This is a genomic window from Vibrio ostreae, assembly GCF_019226825.1.
Lineage (GTDB): Bacteria > Pseudomonadota > Gammaproteobacteria > Enterobacterales > Vibrionaceae > Vibrio > Vibrio ostreae.
Window position 1 is genome coordinate 1,620,286 of record NZ_CP076643.1, and the last position, 19,843, is coordinate 1,640,128.

Below are 19,843 nucleotides of genomic sequence, written 5' to 3' on the forward strand. Positions count from 1 at the left end.
ATTACAGTTCGCCAAAATCAGGAGCGTTACTTATGGATTTACACTCTCTGCCTGCCCTTACCGTCCTTTCCGATTGCGTGACCATTGTCGAACATGACCAGGTAAAAATGGTGCGTATCATCCACGATAAAGCGTCTGCGGCGATTGCGCTGCACGGCGGTCACGTAGTCTCTTTCCAACCTGCGGGTCAAGATGACCTGATTTGGATGAGTGATGCTGCTCTGTTTGATGGCAAGGCTGCATTACGAGGCGGGATTCCGGTGTGCTGGCCATGGTTTGGCCGTCTGGCAGCGCCAGCCCACGGCTTTGCCCGTACCAGTGAATGGCAGTTGCTCGAACATCGTGAAAATGAGTATGGCGTCATCCTTGTCCTCGGCTTGAGTGACAGCGATACCACTCAGGCTATCTGGCCGTACCAATTTGATTTGCGCCTTGAAGTCGAAGTCACAGAGCAACTCAAGGTCAGCCTGAAAGTGACCAACCAGGACGAAAAGGCCTGGACGTTCTCAGGCGCTCTGCACACCTACCTGAATGTCGGCGATGTGCGTCAGGTAAAAACCACCGGAATGGGCAGCGAATATATCGACAGCCTGCAAGACGCCAAGGTATGTCAGGGCGGGGAGACTCTGGTTCTGACCGATACCATTGACCGCGTTTATACTCAACCGGTTGCGCAGATCGAAGTGCAGGATCCGCTGCTGGGTCGCTCTTTAGTGGTGGAAAACAGCGGCCACAACTCTGCGGTTTTGTGGAACCCGTGGGCACAAGGTGCTGCTGCCATGGCCGATATGACGGATGATGGCTACCAAACCATGTTGTGTGTCGAATCTGCCCTGCACTCGCCTTGTCTGTCCGCAGGCCAGACTCTGCAGCCTGGCGAAAGTCATACTCTGACGACCACAATTTCAGTACGCTGATTGTCCGTTTCACAGACCCGATTGTCTGTTTCACAGGACGGGTTCTCAGTTGACGCCGGTTAAAAAAGGCAAGAGGACAGCACACGCTGTCCTTTTTATCGGCTGATTTTGTGGTCATTCCCGATTGAATTATCCCAATCATTCCGGCCTGAATTGGTATAGAATGAGCGCTTTAATTTTTCAGCCGAGATGACCATGTCTTATCAGTGTCCCCTTTGTCAGCACTCTTTGCAGCTAACCGACCGTACTTACACCTGTGATAACCGCCATCAGTTCGATATGGCGAAAGAGGGCTATGTCAACCTCATGCCGGTTCAGCACAAGCGTTCCAAAGATCCGGGTGACAACAAGGAGATGATGCAGGCAAGACGCCGTTTTCTCGAAGCCGGACATTACCATCCGATGCGTGCGGAAGTCGCGCGTTTATGCGCCGAAGCTCTGCAAGGCAGCGAACACCAACTGCTCGACATCGGTTGCGGCGAAGGTTACTACACAACATTTGTGGCCGAGGCACTGCTTGCCCAGTCATCGCAAGCCCAAGTACACGGCCTGGATATCTCTAAAATAGCGATTCGTTACGCAGCCAAGCGCTATCACAACTGCCAGTTCGTGGTTGCCTCCAGTCACCGACTGCCGTTTGCAGACCAGTCTCTGGACGCAATTGTGCGTATTTACGCCCCTTGCAAAGCTGAAGAGCTGCAACGCTGCGTAAAAGACAACGGCGTAGTCATCACCGTAACCCCGGCAGGCCGCCACCTGTACCAGTTTAAGCAAGGCATCTATCAGGACGTGCGCCTGCATGAAGAAGAGCCGGAGCAGATCGATGGCTTTGTGCTGGAAACCCAGCAAAAGCTTAATTATCCGATGACGCTTAATGGCGAGCAGGCCTTTGATCTGCTGCAAATGACACCGTTTGCCTGGCGCGCCAGTGAAGCATTCAAAGCAGAAGTGAAATCAGCGACGCAGTTCGAGTGTGAAGCCGACTTTATGATTCGCGTCTACCGGAAAACAAATTACTAATTCACCGCACTGGGCCCGTGCTCCGGCAGTACTATTCATTGACTCTGGAAACATGGCACCTTGACTTCAGCAGTAGCAGCGCAGGACATGCTCTCCATCTCAGCTTCACATGGTGCGTTTGCAATTCCTTGCCGACTCACTCACCATGCAGTGAACCTAAACGGAGAGTTTGCGATGCGCGCTATTATTTACTGGTTGAGCAGTATGATATTGCTGGGCTGTACCTCGACCCGGCCTGTCCAGCATTTTTATGATTACCAACTGGCCACGCCGCACGGCAAGCCTCTCACCCTGACGCCACTTCCCGCAACCTTGGCAGCCGCCGACGTGATACTGGTCGGCGAATGGCACACCCACCCCGGCATCCATCGTTTCCAGACGGATTTGTTATATCATCTGCTGCAACAAAAACGACCGGTTGCTCTGTCGATGGAACAATTTGATCGCTCCGCTCAACCGACCCTTAATCAGTATCTGCGTGGTGACATCGGCGAACAATACCTCATCAAACAAACGAAAGCCTGGCCGAATTACCAAAGTGACTATCGTCCTCTGGTCGAGCTGGCCAAACAATATCAGGCTCCGGTCATCGCCGCCAATGCGCCGCAAGATATTGTACGCTGTATCGGGCGGCAAGGCCCCGAATACGTTGATCGTCTGGACAGCAAGCAGAGAACCTGGATCGCTCGCGAGGCAGATAGCTCTGATTCACCTTATAAACAGCGCTTTATGGCCTCGATGCACCATGGTACAGAGCAACAAAACGAACGTCAGTTTGCCGCGCAAATCACCTGGGATGAAACCATGGCAGAGAGTATCAGCGATTATCTGCTTACCCATCCCGGACATCAGGTCATGCATATTGCCGGACTGTTTCACACTCAACAGGGGCTAGGTATTGCCGCGGCACTAAAGCGCCGCCTGCCGGATATCCATATCCTCATTATCACCCCGGTGAGCGAGATAACAGCCGACCACAGCGACTATCAGCTGCAGGTGTTAGCGCCACCCGTACGCTATATCCAGCCAGAGCATCAACGCCAGGCATTTCAAGCCTTAGCCCAACGTAACGATGATCTGCAGTGCAAACCTTAAGGCTCACCTTAGATAAAGTCACGGCCTCTGGCGTGTCTCTCTCGTGGTTAAGGCACATTCTTTGCTTATTGAAGTCATCATGACCCCTGCGACAATCTGAGAAAAAAGTGCAAAAGTTTTTCCTCGCCCTGTCGATATTATGACTGTAGCAAGATTAAGGAGAGATGTATGAATCCAGTAGGTGTAGGCGCAGCGCAGCTGCACACTACTCAGACGGTGAAATCTCAGGCTCCGGTAAACACCGAAACCAAGGCTGAAAACCAGTCAGCCGCACCGCTCAAGGTAGAACAAAATAAAGTGACTTTGTCTGATGAAGGTAAAGCCTTGCTGGCTGCTCTGAAAGATATCGAACAGGGTGAAAAGCCGGACATCAAAGACAAATCGCTTGGCGACAAAGTCGAGTCTTTCACTTACGGGGCTCTGGGCATGGACCGTCCCGACGATGTGAAGAAAGATGATGATTCGTCCTACTCGGCAGGGAAATATCTTTCTGCAGCGGCCACAGTTGGCAGCTTGCTTCTTTTACTGGCATAAAGAGAAATTGACTCGCATAACTCGTGATTGGCGTAACGGGCGGGAGTATGAAGAACTGACTCCATCATTTACTCCGCCCTAATCGCCAGTGGCTGAGCATACACTTCAGTCAACAGCGCAAAAAACTGCTCAGGATGCCCCGCGATCCAGGTCATCGCCGCTTGCGGTTGAATCAGCAGCGGCATCCGTGCGTGATAATCACGACACTCCGGATTCGCTGACGTTGTTAAGGTCACCAAACGTTGGCCATTCTCCAGCACAATACCCGCCATGTAGAGCACATCATCGTGTCTGGAAGCAAAGTGAAACTTGTGTTTTTTGCCCTGTTCTTCACGCCATTCATACCACCCCGAGCAAGGTACAACCACCCGGTGCTGTTCAAATGCTGCGGCAAACGTTGCTTTCACCGCCACCGTTTCAGCCTGAGCATTCATAATCAGCGATTTGGCCCAGTAAGGCTGAGTACCCCAGATCAAGTCAAGTTGACCGACTTCGCCATGACTTACAGCCACCGTCGCTACGGTTTGCGTCGGTCGCAAATCATGATTTGTTCTGGCGGTAAAACGGATGCCGAACATCTCACTAACCAGTCGGTTGAGCGGATCATCGATAACATTCAATCGGCCACACATATGTTTGTCTCTTTATGATGCCAATAGTAAGTGTAGAAGAAAATAGTGCAAAGAATGAGGTCGTGAAATAACAGCCTGGGCAATTCATGCCCACTAGCACTATTTTAAAATAACGGAAAAACTCATCCCCCCTAACGGAAAATTTATTTCCGTACGGTAAAAAGGCCAGAAAAATGCACGCAAACCAATAAGAACAACAGACACTAATTAAGAAATACCTTAATTAAATATACACACCTTGAAAACCAAATAACTAATTAACAACAATAAAAACAAGCCCAAAAATTAAACAAAACAGCTTAATTTACCGTACTGTAAATGGTAAATATATTGGTTATAGACAACAGATGTATTATTAACATTATCAGTAATAAGTCATGAAATGATTACATTACTTCGTAAATCCACTGCATAAATGATTAATCAATAATTAAAATATTCATTATCCGGAAGTAATGTAACGATTATATAATAAAACTAAATTAAGACATGGACATTATTATTCATGTAATCTAATTTGCGCACTTCAACAAACCAAGGAGTATTATAATGAAATCTTTTTCTAAAGTTGCAAAATTAACGTTGGTTGGTGCTGCGTTGGCTATTCTTGCTGGTTGTACTGGTACCACTTACAACAAAGAGAAAAACTGCTCAGAAGATTACCTAATCCACCCTGCGATTTCTATCCCTTCAGTAATCGGAGCTTGTGACTCAGTTAATAAATAACTGTCACTACATGCTGATTTTGCAAAAACCCGCTCTCAAGGCGGGTTTTTCTGTTTACTGCTCCTTGCCCACTCAATATGCCCGACCAGCGCCTCCGCTTTCCACGCTTTGATCCTCGCTCCCGCGCGTGACCACAGCCAAGGTACACTTGATCCCATCACACCACTCTTATATTTTACCTCTCTGACCCTTCAACCAGCCTGACTATCCGCTTGATTGGCGCCGGACAGGTCTACTCAGGATAAAAATCATGCACATCAACGCCGACTTTGCTCTGCCTGTATTCATCACCCCCCAACAATATCAATGGGTATTGTCGACCCAATCCGGCGTCGAGCGCATGATGCTGGACAGAATCGGAGCGGAAAAAGCCCGCGCCACCAGCATAGTAAAATACGCACCGGAATCTGTCTTTCCGCAACATGCCCATCCCGGCGGAGAAGAAATTCTGGTTCTGAGCGGTACCTTTTCTGATCAGAGCGGAGATTATCCGGCGGGGTGGTACCTGAGAAACCCACCCGGTACCGCGCACAGTCCGCATAGCAAATCAGGGGCAACCATCTTTGTAAAACTATGGCAAATGGGTGCCGCAGACACTGAGACGGTACGTATCAATACCCTTGATGCACAAAACTGGTGTCAGGCCGATGACGGGCGCCAGATCTGCCCACTTTATGACAATGGCTTGGAACGCGTCAGCCTGCAAAAACTGAACGCGCAACAGCCAATTCCTGGCTGCGCAGGCCACGCCTTCAGAATGGTTAATATTGGCAGGTGATGTACGCAGCTATGAGCAGATTTACGGGGCCGGCAGTTGGATCAGATTGCCGGCTGGCCATGTTATAGATTTGATGTCAGGCCCGGATGGTGTCACCTTTTATGTCAAACAGGGTGAATTTGCCAATATTGAATTCGCTACTCAATATTGACGCCATTATTCGGTGTGAGTGTTACCGCTCGCTAAGGCCTGTCCTTTGGTATTAAATCAATAGTATTAGTATGGTTTATTATCCATTTCCTCAACCATAAACGTCACTTCGCGACTTATGTTTCAGTGGTCCAATTTGATTGACAGATCCAGAGGAGTAGACTTGCGCCGCGCATTAATAATGAAATGCGCCGCAAAAATAAGACGATTAATCAAATAATCGTCCATATAAATATAAAAAAACCTCTCATAACCCTACGTTATTGATCTGCTCTTAATGCGGTTAAAATAGTCGGTTACCCTGTTTAAACACGGTGATCCGCTCCGTGCTGCCAGTGCATATTGGCCAACACATAAAAAAGACTCTGCTACACTCATTATTGTCGCACTGCGAACTATTCTCACAAGTTATAGTTTCATCGGCAAAATAGTTCAGCACTTCATCATTATTATTCTAAAAAACATTTAAATGTTAGGAATCAATGGAAGCTATGAATAAAAAATCTCCCCACCTGGAGACATCGGCTCAACAGATGTCACGCAGGAACATACTCAAAGGGGTGGCGTCAATCGGCTTGCTTTCGCTTGTTGCTCCGCTGCCTCTGAGCGTACTGGCTCAGGAATCGGCCTCCGCCGATCCTATTGCTTTGTTCACTCTTGTGTCAGAACGACTGACTCAGCATCAGAACCTGTCTCCCATCCTCTCTGAACGTTTCTTTCAGGCACTGCAGGCGCGTAACCCAGATTTTGAAGCCCATCTGAAATTATTGGTTAAAGAGATGGCGCAAATCGAGACTCGCTTGCTGGCGACTACGCTGTCGCCTTCGGCGCAGCAAACCGCCAAGTCCATCATTTCAGCCTGGTATACCGGTATTGTCGGTGCCGGACTTGATGCTCAGGTCATCACGTACCGCCACGCGCTGCAATTTAATGCCGTCGATGATGTCCTGGAGATCCGTTCTTACTGCCCTAACAAGCCCGGATTCTGGGCCGCTAAACCAATCGAGAGGAAAGCATAATGACCACCACCCAACAAGCAGATGTCGTCGTTGTAGGTTCAGGCGTTGCGGGCGGACTGGTCGCGCACCAACTGGCGCTGGCCGGTAAATCCGTCATCATTCTCGAAGCCGGTCCGCGTTACTCGCGTGGCGAAATTGTCGAACGTTTCCGTAACCAGCCGAACAAAATGGACTTCATGGCGCCGTACCCGTCAACGCCCTATGCGCCTCATCCGGAATTTAATCCGGACAACGGCTATCTGGTACAAAAGGGCGAGCAGGCCTATGACGCGCAGTATATTCGTGCGGTCGGCGGTACGACCTGGCACTGGGCCGGTTCGGCATGGCGTTTTATCCCGTCCGACTTCAAACTGAAATCGATTTACGGTGTTGGTCGTGACTGGCCACTGGAATACAAAGACCTTGAACTATGGTATCAGCGCGCCGAAGAAGAGCTTGGCGTTTGGGGGCCAGCGGATGAAGAACTGGGGTCACCGCGCTCCAAGCCGTATCCGATGGCCCCGCTGCCAATTTCTTACAACGAAAAAGTGATTAAAGATCGTCTCAATGACAATGGATTTTATGTCGTCACTGAGCCGGTCGCGCGTAACAGTCGCCCGTACGACAACCGCCCGACGTGCTGCGGTAACAACAACTGTATGCCGATCTGTCCGATTGGTGCGATGTACAACGGCATTACCCACGTTGAGAAAGCCGAAGCCGCCGGTGCCAAGCTGATCGATAAAGCGGTGGTGTACAAGATTGAAAAAGGTGCCGACAACCGTATTGTTGCCGTGCATTACAAGACCCCGGACGGTGAATCGGTCAAAGTCGAAGGAAAATACTTCGTTCTGGCCGCCAACGGAATCGAAACACCCAAACTAATGCTGATGTCCGATGTGGGTAACAGCTCAGACATGGTTGGCCGTAACCTGATGGACCACCCGGGCACCGGTATCCGCTTCTTCGCTGACGAGAAATTATGGCCAGGTCGCGGCGCGCAGGAGATGACCTCAATCATTGGCTGGCGTGACGGTGATTTCCGCTCTGAATACGCGGGTAAGAAAATTCACCTGTCGAACCTATCTCGTACTGATCAGATGACGCAGGAAATTCTGGCGCAGGATCGTCTGCTCCTGGGTAACGTGCTGGATAATGAGATCCGTGATAAAGCCGCTCGATACGTCCAGTTCGACAGCTTCCACGAACTGCTGCCGCATCCGGAAAACCGCATTGTCGCCAGCAGTTCAAAAGACGCAATGGGCATTGCCAAACCTGAGTTCTACTACGCGATTGATGACTACGTTAAACGCAGTGCGGTTCACACCCGTGAAGCTTACACTAAGATTGCTCAGCTGATGGGGGGGCACTGAGATCCAGTACAGCGACGACTTCTCGAACAACCAGCACATTTGTGGCACCGTTATCATGGGTGACAACCCGAAAGACAGTGTGGTGGATAAAGACTGCCGAACTCACGATCACGATAACCTGTTTATCGCCAGTTCCGGCACCATGCCAACCGTGGGCACCGTCAACTGTACCCTGACTATCGCCGCATTGTCGCTGCGTATTGCAGCCACGCTGAACAAGGAGGTGTAAGCCATGACACTGAAACGGTTAATCCTGTCAGTAATTGCACTGGCTGTCATCGTCTTTGGCCTGATTGTCACTGGTATCTGGGGGCCAAGCGGTCACAATCCGGCACCGGAGCAACAAGTACAAACCACGCAAACGCCGCCAGGCATGAGCCGGGGTGAATACGTGGCGAAAATGTCTGACTGTACGGCCTGTCATACCACCGAGAAAGACAAACCTTTCGCCGGCGGTCTGGGCATGCCACTGCCAATCGGTACACTGTATTCGACTAATATTACCCCGGATAAAGAAACCGGTATTGGCAATTATTCGCTCGACGACTTCAAGCGCGTGCTGCGTGAAGGGGTGCGTAAAGATGGCGGTCACCTGTATCCGGCCATGCCGTATACCGAGTACACCAAGCTGTCCGACAACGACATCGCAGCCATGTACGATTACTTTATGAACTCGGTGCAACCGGTCAAACAAGCCAACCGTCCGAATGATATTCCTGCGCTGCTGTCGATGCGCTGGCCACTGGCTATCTGGAACTGGATGTTCCACGAGCAAGGCGCTTACCAGACGCAGCAGGACAAAGGAGCAGAGTGGAACCGTGGCGCTTACCTGGTGCAAGGTTCAACCCACTGTGGTACCTGTCACACTCCGCGCGGCGTCGCGATGCAGACCACGGCCAATGATGAAACCGAAACCGGCTTCCTGTCAGGCGCTGATCTGGCCGGCTGGCATGCATTCAATATCAGCAATGATAACGCCAATGGTCTGGGTGACTGGAGCAATGACGAGATTGTCCAGTATCTGAAAACCGGTTCAGTGGCAGGCAAGGCTCAGGCGGCAGGTCCGATGGCTGAAGCGGTGGAAAACAGCTTCCGTTTCCTGACGGATGATGATCTCAATGCCATCGCAGTTTACCTGCGCTCAGTACCGGCCGTGTCTGAGGGCAGCACATCACGTTATGCACAGGGCGAAGCGGTGGCTCAGGATCTGCAACTACGCGGTCTGCCAATCGAAACCACGCGTGAAGAGATGCCAGGAGAATACCTCTACATGGCCAACTGCAGCACCTGTCACGATGCGGACGGCAGCGGCTCTCCGGATGGTTACTACCCGTCGGTGTACCACAACAGCGTGGTGGGTAGCGAGAAAAGCGGCAACCTGATCCAGGTCGTACTGCACGGCGTGAAACGCGATACCAATGACGGTGAAGTGTTTATGCCCGCCTTCGGCCAGCATCTGTCTGATGACCAAATCGCCACTCTGGTTAACTTCCTGACCGATACTTATGGTCAGGGCAACGCTCAGGTTGAGCCACAAGATGTCGCCGAACTGCGCGCCACTGCCGAGTAAGTGCTCAGTCAGTGAAAAGCAAGTAAGTGATGAGGGAGCAGGTGTCTGCTCCCTTTTTTGTTAGCGTGTATTGACAACAATGATGTCGCGCAATCAGTCTCTTATTTGACTGCCCTCAATCTTTGGAAATTGACTCTTCGGCCTGCGCCTCTTCCAGCCAGCGGTACAAGGTCCGGCGTGTCACGCCTAGGATCTGTGCCGCCTGCGCTTTGTTACCCTGGGTCTTTTGCATCACGTAGTGCACATAGTCTTGCTGCAGCGACAACAGTGGCGGCATGGCCTCAGACGATAAGCCCTCAAATACATTTTTCAACGCAGAGTCCTGCGACTGGCGCATACGTTGCGGCAGATGTTCCGGCATGATCTCTTCACCATCACAAAATACCGCGGCACGTTCTATCGCGTTTTGCAGCTCGCGCACATTACCGGGAAAACCGTAATTGAGCAGGAGTCGCCATGCCGCCTGACTGAGTTGATGTGCCTGCGTTTTACCCTTTTGCTGTTGCTGAGTCATAAAGTAACGGGTGAGCAGTGCAATGTCATCGCCGCGCTGACGGAGCGGTGGTACCTGCAGGGTGAAGGTTTCCAGCCGGAAAAACAGGTCTTCACGGAACTGATTCTCAGCCACCATGGCTTCCGGATCTCGGTGGGTAGCAGCGATAATGCGCACATCAACCGCCACTTCTTTATCACTACCGACCGGACGCACCGTGCCTTCCTGTAATACCCGCAGCAGTTTCGCTTGCAGCGCGAGCGGCATTTCACCAATTTCATCCAAGAGTAGCGTACCGCCCTGCGCTTCGCGCAGCAGGCCCTGCCGGGACTTGCCCGCACCGGTATACGCCCCGGCCGCATGTCCGAAAAACTCGCTTTCTAACAGCTCGTTGGGGATACCGGCACAGTTCACTGCCAGAAACGGCCCTTGCTTGCGCTCACTCTGCTGATGAATCGCTTTCGCCACCAGCTCTTTACCGGTGCCACTCTCACCCAGCACCAGCACCGGACTGTCAGCCCGCGCAACCTGTTCGATACTTTTGAACAGACTTTGCATCACAGTACTTTCACCCAATATGCCGTGAAAACGGCGTCCGCCGATACTTTCTTTTAACTGACGATGCTCTAGTAAGCGGCGTACCGTTAGCAGGCAGTGGTCCATATCAAACGGTTTGGTCAGAAAGTCGTCCGCCCCGGCTTTAAGCGCCTGCACGGCCTGGTCGACCGAACCAAACGCCGTGATGAGCAACATCGCCGGCGCATTGTTCATCGCCTTCACCACAGGCAGCAGAGTGATACCGTTACGCCCCGGCAGACGCAAATCAGAAATCACCAAATCAATATTGGTCGTGGCCAGAAGTGGCTCGGCGGCTTCTACACAATCGACCACCGTAACCTGATAGCCTTCGGCTTCAAGCTCTTCACACAACAATTCCGCCAGATCGGCATCATCTTCCACTAATAAAATATTCATGCTTTCACTTCCTCAGGAAAACGCAGTGACACTTGCAGACCGCCCGTCTGAGCATGGCTTAAACGCAACTCACCGTGATGATCGCTCACGATATTATGCACAATCGCCAAGCCTAACCCTGTGCCCTGCCCTTTGGGTTTGGTGGTAAAAAACGGCTCCAGCAGTCGCTGTGGATCGAGTTCAGCGTCAATACCAGCGCCATCATCCCACACCGACAGAGACCAGCTATCCGCATCGCTTTGATAACTCACGCCGACCTGAGAAACGGCCGCCTGACAGGCATTGCGCAATAAGTTCACCAACAGCAGCTCAAAGCGGGCCGGATCGACCGTGACGCTGACCTCAGGCGGGATATCCACTGTAATTTTCGGAGGCACAGATGCCAGTTCATGTTTGATTGAATCCACCGCAGCCTGCACCGATTCACGCAGCTCAATCGCTTCACGCTGTGCACCGCTGCGTGAAAAATCCAGCAGTTGATGGACAATGCGGGTCAGGCGCTTCACCTGGCCACGAATGGCACTGAGTTCATGTTGTGCAGACTCTTGCTGATGATGCCGGCTAAGACGACGTGCCCGGCCATCAATCACATTGAGCGGCGCGCCGAGTTCATGCGCGATACCACTGACTAAACGCCCCAAAGCCGCCATCCGTTCCTGACGTTCCAGCTGCTGGTTTAGGGTTGCTTCCTGTTGGCGGTGTGCGGCAATCGCCTGCTGAGCCTGTTCGATATCATCCAGCATCTGGTTAAACGCCTCGGCAATCGTGCCCAGCTCAGTGGCACCCGATTGCGGCGCCCGCACTCCCAGCTGTCCGCGGCCCACATCCGCCATGACGTTGGTTAAGTTCGCCACCTGGCGGCCGACCGCCTGCCGATAGCCGAGCAGTACAATACCCAGCGTCAGCAACCCCACTACACCCCAGCAGCCCCACGCCCAGAAAATGATGCGGTCCATGGTGGCAGAGAAATCACTGGCGCGGCGAGTCACTTCCACCATGCTGGAGATTTTGCCGGTTTCATCGGTCACCGGCACAAAATGGGAAAACACCCGGCGACCGGCCTGATGCTGGTAGGCATCACCATCCTGACCAACGCGCACCAACTGTTCAGCCAACGGGTTATCGGTACTGTCTTCCTGGCCGGCAATACCGGCTGCTGCGATACGCTGACCATCTTCGTTATAAACCGACGCGCCATACACCTGCCCGAGAGAAAACACCGCATCCAGCGTACGCCGAACCGTGGCTAAATCCCCCTGGTTAATCGCTTCACCGATGGGCACCCGGATCGCGCGCGCGATCAATTTAATGTCATCTTTGAGCTTACGCGTCTGCTGCTCAGCCATGTAATGAGTACCAATTCCTATCGAGGCTCCGGATAGCGCCCATAACGGCACAAACACCAACAGTAATATGCGCATGGTTAAGGTCATGCGATACTTTTTCTTCACAAGTGCCTCCGTACCCGTCTTTATTCAACTCAATCTCCCTTACGGTGACTGTCTCTTAAGGTCACTTTCTTAAGGAAAACCGCTGTTCAGGGGCAGGATGCCCATAATTTGCTGAGTCGATGCATTTACTTCGGGCCCCTGTTTGTCCCCGCTCACCCGCTTCACGCGAGTGTATACTTTTGTCACAACCGACAGATTCAACCGTATCACAAGGACACATTACGGCTAACAATACGCAGGTCAAATTCATGTCAAAACTACAATTAATTCAATATAAACAAATAGATAACTTTAGATTTGAAAAATTGGCAAGGTTCTCGCAATAGTTAGAGCGAATCACATAAAACGGAAGGAAGTTCTATTATGCGCAAACTAACCATGACCGCCCTGATGACTGCAATGCTAGCCTCTGTCACTGCCACCTCGGCATTTGCTGCCCAAGAGGGACAGGCACAGCAGCAACAACAGCAAGCTGCTGCACCGCAGCAAGCTCAACCGATTGAAGTTAACGACGAGCAACTGGAGCAGTTTGCCGAGGCTCAGGCATCCGTCAATGAGATCCGTGTTGACGCGATGACCAAACTGAAAAACAGTGAAGATCCAAAAGAAGCACAAGAGATTCAGCAGCAAGCCAACCAGGAAATGGTTGATGCCGTGCAGGACACCGGTTTGTCCGTAGAAGATTACAACCTGATCGCGCGTGCCGTGCAGAACGACACTTCACTGCAATCGCGCTTACAGCAGATGAGCGAAGGTTAATGACCCATTGGCGTACCTTCGGGTACGCCGTTTTCTTTTCCTTTCTTAGCTTTGCCCGTTCAGTAAAATCCGGCTACGACAGTGTCACCCCGGCACTCACTAAGCAATGCTGCCGCCACTGCACAATAACTCTGATAAAAAACGGTTTTTTTTCCGATATGCAACTCTGCATTTAATGATAAAATTTGTGTTCGCGTAAAGTCCGGACAAATTGGAATCATTTCTTTTGAGCTCAGCAAATCCCGAATATCCGCCGCTCGTCTCTGAGTTAGGGCCCTTTCAGATCTTCACTCTGTTCCTGTCGATATATGTTCTGCTGGAATTATTAGTCGAAAGCGCGTTTACCCTGCCATCCGACACTCTTGAGATCCTGCATTTTACCGACAATATCGTCTGCCTGTTTTTTTCTCGCTGACTTCTGCATTCGCTTTAAGGCTGCAGACAGTAAAATGCGCTTTATGAAATGGGGCTGGATCGATCTGCTCTCCAGTATCCCGATGCTGGATACTTTTCGCTATGGCCGAATCGTGCGCGTAGTGCAGGTCCTGCGTATTCTCAGAGCCGTACGTTCAACCAAATTCATTATCGGCTTTTTATTTCGCAACAAGATGCACGGCACCTTCACCCTGGTTTCTCTGGTGTCGATTCTACTGGTGATCTTCGGTGCCGTCGCCATGTTGCAGCTCGAAAAAGGCATGCCCGGATCCAACATCCACAACGCCACCGAAGCCATCTGGTGGGCATTCGTCACCATCACCACGGTCGGTTACGGCGATTATTATCCGGTGACTTTCGAAGGGCGAATTGTCGCAGCTGTGCTGATGACCGGCGGCGTCGGCCTGTTCGGTGCCTTTACCGGCTTTGTCGCATCCTGGTTTCTGGAAGAAGATCAGGAAGACCAAGGCAAACACATCATTAATAACCTGCGCGATGAGATTCAGGATTTGAAAAGTAATATTGCCGAACTGAAAGCGCTGATCGAGAAAAAATAATGGCGGGGCTTGAGTCGAATGACAACACTCTGAGTTGATATATCAATTCATAACCAAAACCTTAAGCTCAATATCGCGAGTCATTCGCATTTAGACCTTATAGGGCATGCAATGACTATTGAGAAACAAGACATAGTGATATGCTTATGAAATCGGTCTGATAAGCATTTTCATAACATACATGAACATAGACACTGCGAGGCAATCACATTCAACTCTTACCGAGAAAAAAGTTAGATGTGATATTTGCTGAAGGCACAGTAGAAGTAACAGAAAAAGACATCAAAGTGGTTGCCGCGTAGCGGTGACACCGACGAAAGAACAAATATTAAGTAGTTGGTGAGGAGAATGACAATGGAATGGTTGGTTTTAGGTTTAATAGTTTTTGCTATCTATTGGGTTCGTAAATCAAAGAAAACAATGCATAACACCGAGAAGGTCGCGGTAACACCCAGTAAAAAGACTGCACCAGCCCCTACCACAAAAGTTACACCGAAAAAATCAATCACGCCTGAAACTGCCGAAGTTGAAACACTCACACCACGCAGAGAAAAAGCACTATACAACCTAGCCAATAAAATTCTAGAAGATGACATTGTTGATCTAGAAGAATCTAAAAAGCTGCGTGCATGGTTTAAGCGCTACCCTGAATCGAAAGAAGACCCAAGAACTAAAGAACTGGCGGCAACTGTTGAACTTTACCTGGAAGACAAAGTACTCGACAACGATGAAGCTCTTCATCTATTCGTCCTTCTAACCGATTTCTGTGATGGGTTCGAGGAACGCGAACAAGCCAACGAAAAACCGAAGAAGAAACCAGCCCCGACATCCGGAAAGCGAATCAATATAGAGAAATCATCCGGATTATCATTTCTTAATGAGCTAGAACCAGGCGCCCAATACTTTATGAACTACAAGGACGCTGCAGGGAAAGTATCTGACCGCGAGATTGTTTTAAGAAAAATTGAGCAGAACGCCAGTGGCGATACATACGTCAAAGCTTTCTGTTTGATGAGGAATTCTATTCGCACGTTCAGAGCAGATCGAATTACTGGTATCTGCAATGTCGATACTGGTGAGGCGTTTGTTTAGTAGATGCTAGGCACGGTACCTGATTGATATCGATGGCACATTATCGATCAACCACATCCAACATTTACCAGGTAAAAAGCTTGCAGTGGTGTTGGGTGAAACTACTGTTGAAGTGACAATTCAATCAACGTGATTGGCCGCATGGCGGTGACACTGAGAAAAGAATAAAAATTATTAGTTGGCTAGGAGCAAACAATGGTTTTTTCATGGCAATGCCCATACTGCAATCACAATGCTACGATTACAAACGAGCAGCATTCAACTGTGCACCATACCTTTCACTTAAATAATAAACACGATGAATCATTGCGACTGTTGACCAATGCCATTGTGTGTCCAAATCCAATTTGCCGTGAATACAGCATCACAGCCGAACTTGGAATTGCCAACCGTTCCGCTCTTTATAAGCTGGAATACTCCTTGGCATCTTGGACCTTAAGGCCTCTATCTAAAGCTAAACCACTTCCCGACTACATACCTAAAGCCGTAATCGCCGACTATGAAGAAGCCTGCTTAATTAAAGACTTGAGTCCAAAATCTTCCGCAACTTTGGCTCGTCGATGCTTACAAGGCATTCTGCGAGACTTTTGGAACGTTAAACCAGCACGACTAGTCGACGAAATCAAAAGTATTCAGGACAAAGTAGATCCTATTACCTGGCAATCAATTGATGCAATTCGCAACGTCGGAAACATAGGTGCGCACATGGAGAAAGACATTAACGTTATCGTTGATGTCGACCCTGATGAAGCACAACTACTGATCGGTTTGCTCGAGCATCTAATCAAAGAATGGTACATCAACAGACATGAGCGCAAGCAGCAGATGGAAGCGCTGATTGGAGTTGCTAAGCAAAAGCAAGAAGCTAGGCACAATACAAAAGTTGAAGAATAACCCTAAGCATGAAGGAACGACTATGAGCTTTCAACTCAAAGCACTAGAACTACTAGGCGCGAAGGAGCACCTGCGTGATTACCTCAATGACCTTGTCAACTGGGTAGAATTCATCCGCCGTTACGACATGGCCAAAGATGAGCAACGCTACTGGCGTAACTACTTCGGCCTTGAGCATACTTTTGAAAACGAAATCGAGTTGTAAAATCTATAATTAGCAAGCAAGGACAGGCAATGAAGCTTTACAAATTCATGACTTATCGACGAGACTTTTTTAGGACATACTCACTTCGATTCACGTCATACAAATCGTTAAACGACCCATTTGAATGCCTTCCTGCTATATCTGATTTGAAAGAAGTTGGTGCAAAAATTGGGTTAGGCGACCTCGGACAAATAGATAGCTTCTTAGATAGCTACCATCCTGACCCCAACTCTATCGGCCCCAAGACATCATCTGAGTACTATAGAAAACTAATGGGTGCTCATGACGAAGGTTTATGGGGCATTCTAAGTTTAAGTCGAACGAAAAAAGATATATTACTGTGGTCACATTATGCTGATGAGCATCGAGGAATAGCAATTGAGTTTAACGGAGAACACGATTTTTTCAGTAACACCGATGATACAATTTCAAGCCGAGTCTACTATAGCAAATCCAGAAAACTAGAAGATAATAGACTTTTTGATGCTATCGATGTCGGTAAGTTCTTTAAGAAATACTCTTCATGGCGATACGAAAAAGAATATAGAGTACTTAAGAGGCTCCCCAAGGCAGATCGGATTTATTTTCTCAACAAAAAGCATCTAGTAAAGGCCTTTCAGGCACTAAAATATGATCCCAAGCTAAGAGAATTTGTTTCTAATCACTTGATTCCTTTGTGGAAAAAACAAAACACTACAGGAGTCGATAAAGGCGAAGGATATAGGATTGAAGATCTCACACAACTTTGCCCTAGACGTTTGCAAGACTTGTCAGCGAGTGTTCCTTCGACGCTGTTTCTTTTCGATGTTCCATTTGAAGCCATTACCGCGGTTTATTTAGGTTTTAGAATTTCTGACAAAGATAAAGCAGAGATCGAATACCTGCTTAAAAACACACATGTCAAAATATACAAGTCCACCATGGACGAAGAACACTTCAAACTGAACTTTCAACAGCTCATTACATAAAGTTATTATTAGTAGGTTCATGTCGAATCGAAATCTCAACGATGGCAACAAAAAACCTTGGCTTTGCGAGTTTTACCCACAAGATCACGCTGGTAAGCGCGTGCTTAAACGCTTCGCCACCAAAGGGAAGGCGCTTGCTTGTGAAAAACATTTGTTCTTTGCGAAGTTGACGGCAAACCTTGGTTAAGAAGAGAAGTAATACAAGATGAAAATTACCAACCATATCAACAAAATCGCGTTTTTTTCTGGTAATACATATCCACAACAGTGGCATATAACGTCAGCTAAACAAATAAATTTCTACATCGGTCCCAACAATTCAGGGAAAAGCCGAATATTGAGAAACTTATTTTCCTTAGAAAAAAACCACCCCTTCTTCGATTCGGATCTACTTACAATTGACACAATTGTCGACAAATGGAAAAATCAAGATTACCGCCTAGATGCTCAATTAAGAAACCAAACTGGGTTCGACATTGGTCGGTTTATTGAAGCTGCAGAAAACCTTTTAGAATCGCAAACTCTACTCTGTTATAAAAATATATCTAATCTTACACTAAAAAAATTATCGCCTTCGAGAGGTTCTACCGTATCTGAAAATTACGTGAATCAAAACTTAGTGCAAGCTTTTATAAATAAAGATGAGATAGCTAAGAATGTATTGCACAAGTTCTCGGAAATATCTTGGAATTCCGTATATATACCTACAATTAGAAGCCTTCGCCATATTCATGATGAAGACCTTTTTTGTGATAGGACGGTTAAAGATTACTTTCCTAAGTCAAATATAAAAAATGTAAATCTATTTACTGGTCACAGTCTTTACGAAGATCTCAAACGTCATCTGTTGGGTACTCATCAGCAAAGACAACAAGTACGAAAATATGAGTTATACCTTTCTCACAACTTTTTCTTTGGTCAAGATATTTCACTGGTTCCGAGAATCGGTGAAGATATTGTTTACTTCAAGGAAGGTGACAGAGAAGAACGCCAGATATTCAATCTAGGTGACGGAATCCAATCAATAATAATGTTGACTTATCCCGTATTTATGGCAGAGAGTCCGACGATGTTCTTTATAGAAGAGCCCGAACACTATCTTCATGCCGGACTCCAGAGAACACTGATCGAAACATACAGTGGCCACGAAGAACATATGTTTTTCATGACAACTCACTCCAACCATTTCTTAGACATAGCACAAGAACGAGATGACATTTCGATTCAACAAGTTCATCAGGAAAACGGGGAGCCAATCGCCACCCCTGCCAGCAAATTTGAAGAACTACTCTCAGGATTGGGCGTTAGGGCATCATCTGTTCTTCTGGCAAACTGTTCAATCTGGGTCGAAGGTATTACGGACAAACTCTACCTAAGGACCTACCTCAAGAAATATATTGACGAGTTGAAGGAAAAGGGTGACGAAGAACGAGCGAATAAGCTTTCAAGCTACCATGAAAACTTACACTTCGTATTTACAGAGTACCAAGGAAGCAACATCACCCATTGGTACTTTGGCGATGACGAGCACTCGGACTCAACCTCTACTACACCTGCGAAGAAACTGAACAACAAAATACTCTTAATTGCAGATGCAGACATTGATTCAAAAGGTGATCGAGTAGAAACACTAAAGCAAAATTTAAGCAACAACTTCGTCCTGTTGCGTTGGAAAGAGATTGAAAATTATATCCCTCATTCAATATTGCTAAAAACTGCTCAAAAACGATGGGACACCTTTAATGGGAAAGATGATTGTACCTTCAACATAAGCAATATTAACGCCGATAGGTTCGAAACGGACAAAGAGGGTATCGGAAGAATACTTGAACGGTACGTCAATAAGCCAAAAGGGGCTGAACGGAGTTTCTACTCAGATAAGTCTGGCACTATCAAAGATAAAGTTAAGTTCTGCCAAACAGCAGTAGCGATTATGCAAGATGGAGAGTGTGAATGGTCACTTACCGATGAACTCAATGAGCTTTGCGAAGTAATCTGGAAACACATTGAAGCGAGTAACTAGTTAAAAGCAGAAACAATCAAAACCACAAAGCAAAGAATGAATGGCAGCTTATCAATGAAGTTATTTGCAACGTCGCGGAAGCCTCTGGCCAACTACGTACGTTGCTATCTTTGTTTTCCATAATGCAAGTTCCCTAGATATGGTTAATATTGATCCTACACTAAACTCAAATGACCATTCTTGTTCGCACTCACCGAT

General features: G+C 48.4%; 21 protein-coding genes and 1 pseudogene. 19 read left to right on the top strand and 3 right to left on the bottom strand.

From position 1 onward, the window contains the following. Positions 1-32 precede the first annotated feature (32 nt). The 4 genes from KNV97_RS13405 to KNV97_RS13420 all read left to right on the top strand — a co-directional run bounded on the left by KNV97_RS13405 (position 33) and on the right by KNV97_RS13420 (position 3,566). The gene (locus tag KNV97_RS13405) at positions 33-917 is read left to right on the top strand and encodes a D-hexose-6-phosphate mutarotase (protein WP_218563332.1); all 885 of its coding nucleotides are present in this window, start codon (positions 33-35) and stop codon (positions 915-917) included. A 195-nt stretch (positions 918-1,112) separates the two neighbouring features. Further along, the gene (gene rlmA / locus KNV97_RS13410) at positions 1,113-1,937 is read left to right on the top strand and encodes a 23S rRNA (guanine(745)-N(1))-methyltransferase (protein ID WP_218563333.1); all 825 of its coding nucleotides are present in this window, start codon (positions 1,113-1,115) and stop codon (positions 1,935-1,937) included. Positions 1,938-2,111: 174 nt separating this feature from the next. Beyond that, on the top strand, positions 2,112-3,032 hold the full coding sequence (locus KNV97_RS13415; RefSeq protein WP_218563334.1) for a ChaN family lipoprotein: 921 nt from the start codon (positions 2,112-2,114) through the stop codon (positions 3,030-3,032). A gap of 168 nt (positions 3,033-3,200) precedes the next feature. Continuing rightward, on the top strand, positions 3,201-3,566 hold the full coding sequence (locus tag KNV97_RS13420) for a hypothetical protein (RefSeq protein ID WP_136484308.1): 366 nt from the start codon (positions 3,201-3,203) through the stop codon (positions 3,564-3,566). 68 nt (positions 3,567-3,634) lie between these two features. On the opposite strand, the gene KNV97_RS13425 is transcribed toward KNV97_RS13420, so the two are convergent. Further along, positions 3,635-4,198, bottom strand: a complete 564-nt coding sequence (locus KNV97_RS13425; protein WP_218563335.1) for an SOS response-associated peptidase — start codon at positions 4,196-4,198, stop codon at positions 3,635-3,637. A 549-nt stretch (positions 4,199-4,747) separates the two neighbouring features. Here KNV97_RS13425 and KNV97_RS13430 point away from each other — a divergent pair. From KNV97_RS13430 to KNV97_RS13455, 6 genes are all read left to right on the top strand, one after another. Continuing rightward, positions 4,748-4,924, top strand: coding sequence for a DUF4223 family protein (locus KNV97_RS13430; RefSeq protein WP_136484310.1), 177 nt, complete (start codon positions 4,748-4,750; stop codon positions 4,922-4,924). A 250-nt stretch (positions 4,925-5,174) separates the two neighbouring features. After that, positions 5,175-5,702, top strand: coding sequence for a cupin domain-containing protein (locus tag KNV97_RS13435; protein ID WP_256612982.1), 528 nt, complete (start codon positions 5,175-5,177; stop codon positions 5,700-5,702). 641 nt (positions 5,703-6,343) lie between these two features. Continuing rightward, a complete protein-coding gene (locus KNV97_RS13440; RefSeq protein WP_218563336.1) occupies positions 6,344-6,871 on the top strand; it encodes a sorbitol dehydrogenase family protein in 528 nt (175 codons plus the stop codon). After that, positions 6,871-8,223 (top strand): GMC family oxidoreductase N-terminal domain-containing protein, encoded by a 1,353-nt coding sequence (locus tag KNV97_RS13445; RefSeq protein ID WP_218563337.1) that lies wholly within the window; start codon positions 6,871-6,873, stop codon positions 8,221-8,223. The genes KNV97_RS13440 and KNV97_RS13445 overlap by 1 nt, the downstream gene beginning before the upstream one ends. Before the next feature lie 55 nt (positions 8,224-8,278). Then, the gene (locus tag KNV97_RS13450) at positions 8,279-8,452 is read left to right on the top strand and encodes a GMC oxidoreductase (protein ID WP_218563338.1); all 174 of its coding nucleotides are present in this window, start codon (positions 8,279-8,281) and stop codon (positions 8,450-8,452) included. 3 nt (positions 8,453-8,455) lie between these two features. After that, positions 8,456-9,793, top strand: coding sequence for a c-type cytochrome (locus tag KNV97_RS13455; protein ID WP_218563339.1), 1,338 nt, complete (start codon positions 8,456-8,458; stop codon positions 9,791-9,793). Between the two features lie 115 nt (positions 9,794-9,908). Here KNV97_RS13455 and KNV97_RS13460 read toward each other — a convergent pair whose 3' ends face one another. Both KNV97_RS13460 and KNV97_RS13465 read right to left on the bottom strand, forming a co-directional pair. Beyond that, entirely contained in the window at positions 9,909-11,261 is a 1,353-nt protein-coding gene (locus tag KNV97_RS13460) for a sigma-54-dependent transcriptional regulator (RefSeq protein WP_218563340.1), read from the bottom strand. Further along, on the bottom strand, positions 11,258-12,712 hold the full coding sequence (locus KNV97_RS13465; protein WP_218563341.1) for a sensor histidine kinase: 1,455 nt from the start codon (positions 12,710-12,712) through the stop codon (positions 11,258-11,260). The genes KNV97_RS13460 and KNV97_RS13465 overlap by 4 nt, the downstream gene beginning before the upstream one ends. Before the next feature lie 363 nt (positions 12,713-13,075). Between KNV97_RS13465 and KNV97_RS13470 the strand changes: the two genes are divergently transcribed. From KNV97_RS13470 to KNV97_RS13510, 9 genes and pseudogenes are all read left to right on the top strand, one after another. Next, positions 13,076-13,471, top strand: coding sequence for a DUF4168 domain-containing protein (locus KNV97_RS13470; RefSeq protein WP_136484317.1), 396 nt, complete (start codon positions 13,076-13,078; stop codon positions 13,469-13,471). A gap of 226 nt (positions 13,472-13,697) precedes the next feature. After that, positions 13,698-13,886 carry a hypothetical protein gene (locus KNV97_RS22015; protein ID WP_256612983.1) on the top strand — a complete coding sequence of 63 codons (189 nt, stop codon included), beginning with the start codon at positions 13,698-13,700 and terminating at the stop codon, positions 13,884-13,886. Positions 13,887-13,920: 34 nt separating this feature from the next. Then, the gene (locus KNV97_RS13475; protein WP_256612984.1) at positions 13,921-14,463 is read left to right on the top strand and encodes a potassium channel family protein; all 543 of its coding nucleotides are present in this window, start codon (positions 13,921-13,923) and stop codon (positions 14,461-14,463) included. A gap of 354 nt (positions 14,464-14,817) precedes the next feature. Then, positions 14,818-15,555 (top strand): WYL domain-containing protein, encoded by a 738-nt coding sequence (locus KNV97_RS13480; protein ID WP_218563342.1) that lies wholly within the window; start codon positions 14,818-14,820, stop codon positions 15,553-15,555. A gap of 195 nt (positions 15,556-15,750) precedes the next feature. Then, positions 15,751-16,449, top strand: coding sequence for a DUF4145 domain-containing protein (locus tag KNV97_RS13490; RefSeq protein ID WP_218563343.1), 699 nt, complete (start codon positions 15,751-15,753; stop codon positions 16,447-16,449). Between the two features lie 22 nt (positions 16,450-16,471). Then, positions 16,472-16,654, top strand: coding sequence for a hypothetical protein (locus KNV97_RS13495; RefSeq protein WP_218563344.1), 183 nt, complete (start codon positions 16,472-16,474; stop codon positions 16,652-16,654). A 29-nt stretch (positions 16,655-16,683) separates the two neighbouring features. Next, positions 16,684-17,622, top strand: a complete 939-nt coding sequence (locus KNV97_RS13500) for a DUF2971 domain-containing protein (protein WP_218563345.1) — start codon at positions 16,684-16,686, stop codon at positions 17,620-17,622. A gap of 19 nt (positions 17,623-17,641) precedes the next feature. Continuing rightward, a pseudogene (locus KNV97_RS13505) lies at positions 17,642-17,808 on the top strand (site-specific integrase); the annotation flags it as partial. 19 nt (positions 17,809-17,827) lie between these two features. Continuing rightward, positions 17,828-19,645, top strand: coding sequence for an AAA family ATPase (locus KNV97_RS13510; protein WP_218563346.1), 1,818 nt, complete (start codon positions 17,828-17,830; stop codon positions 19,643-19,645). Positions 19,646-19,843: the final 198 nt, after the last annotated feature.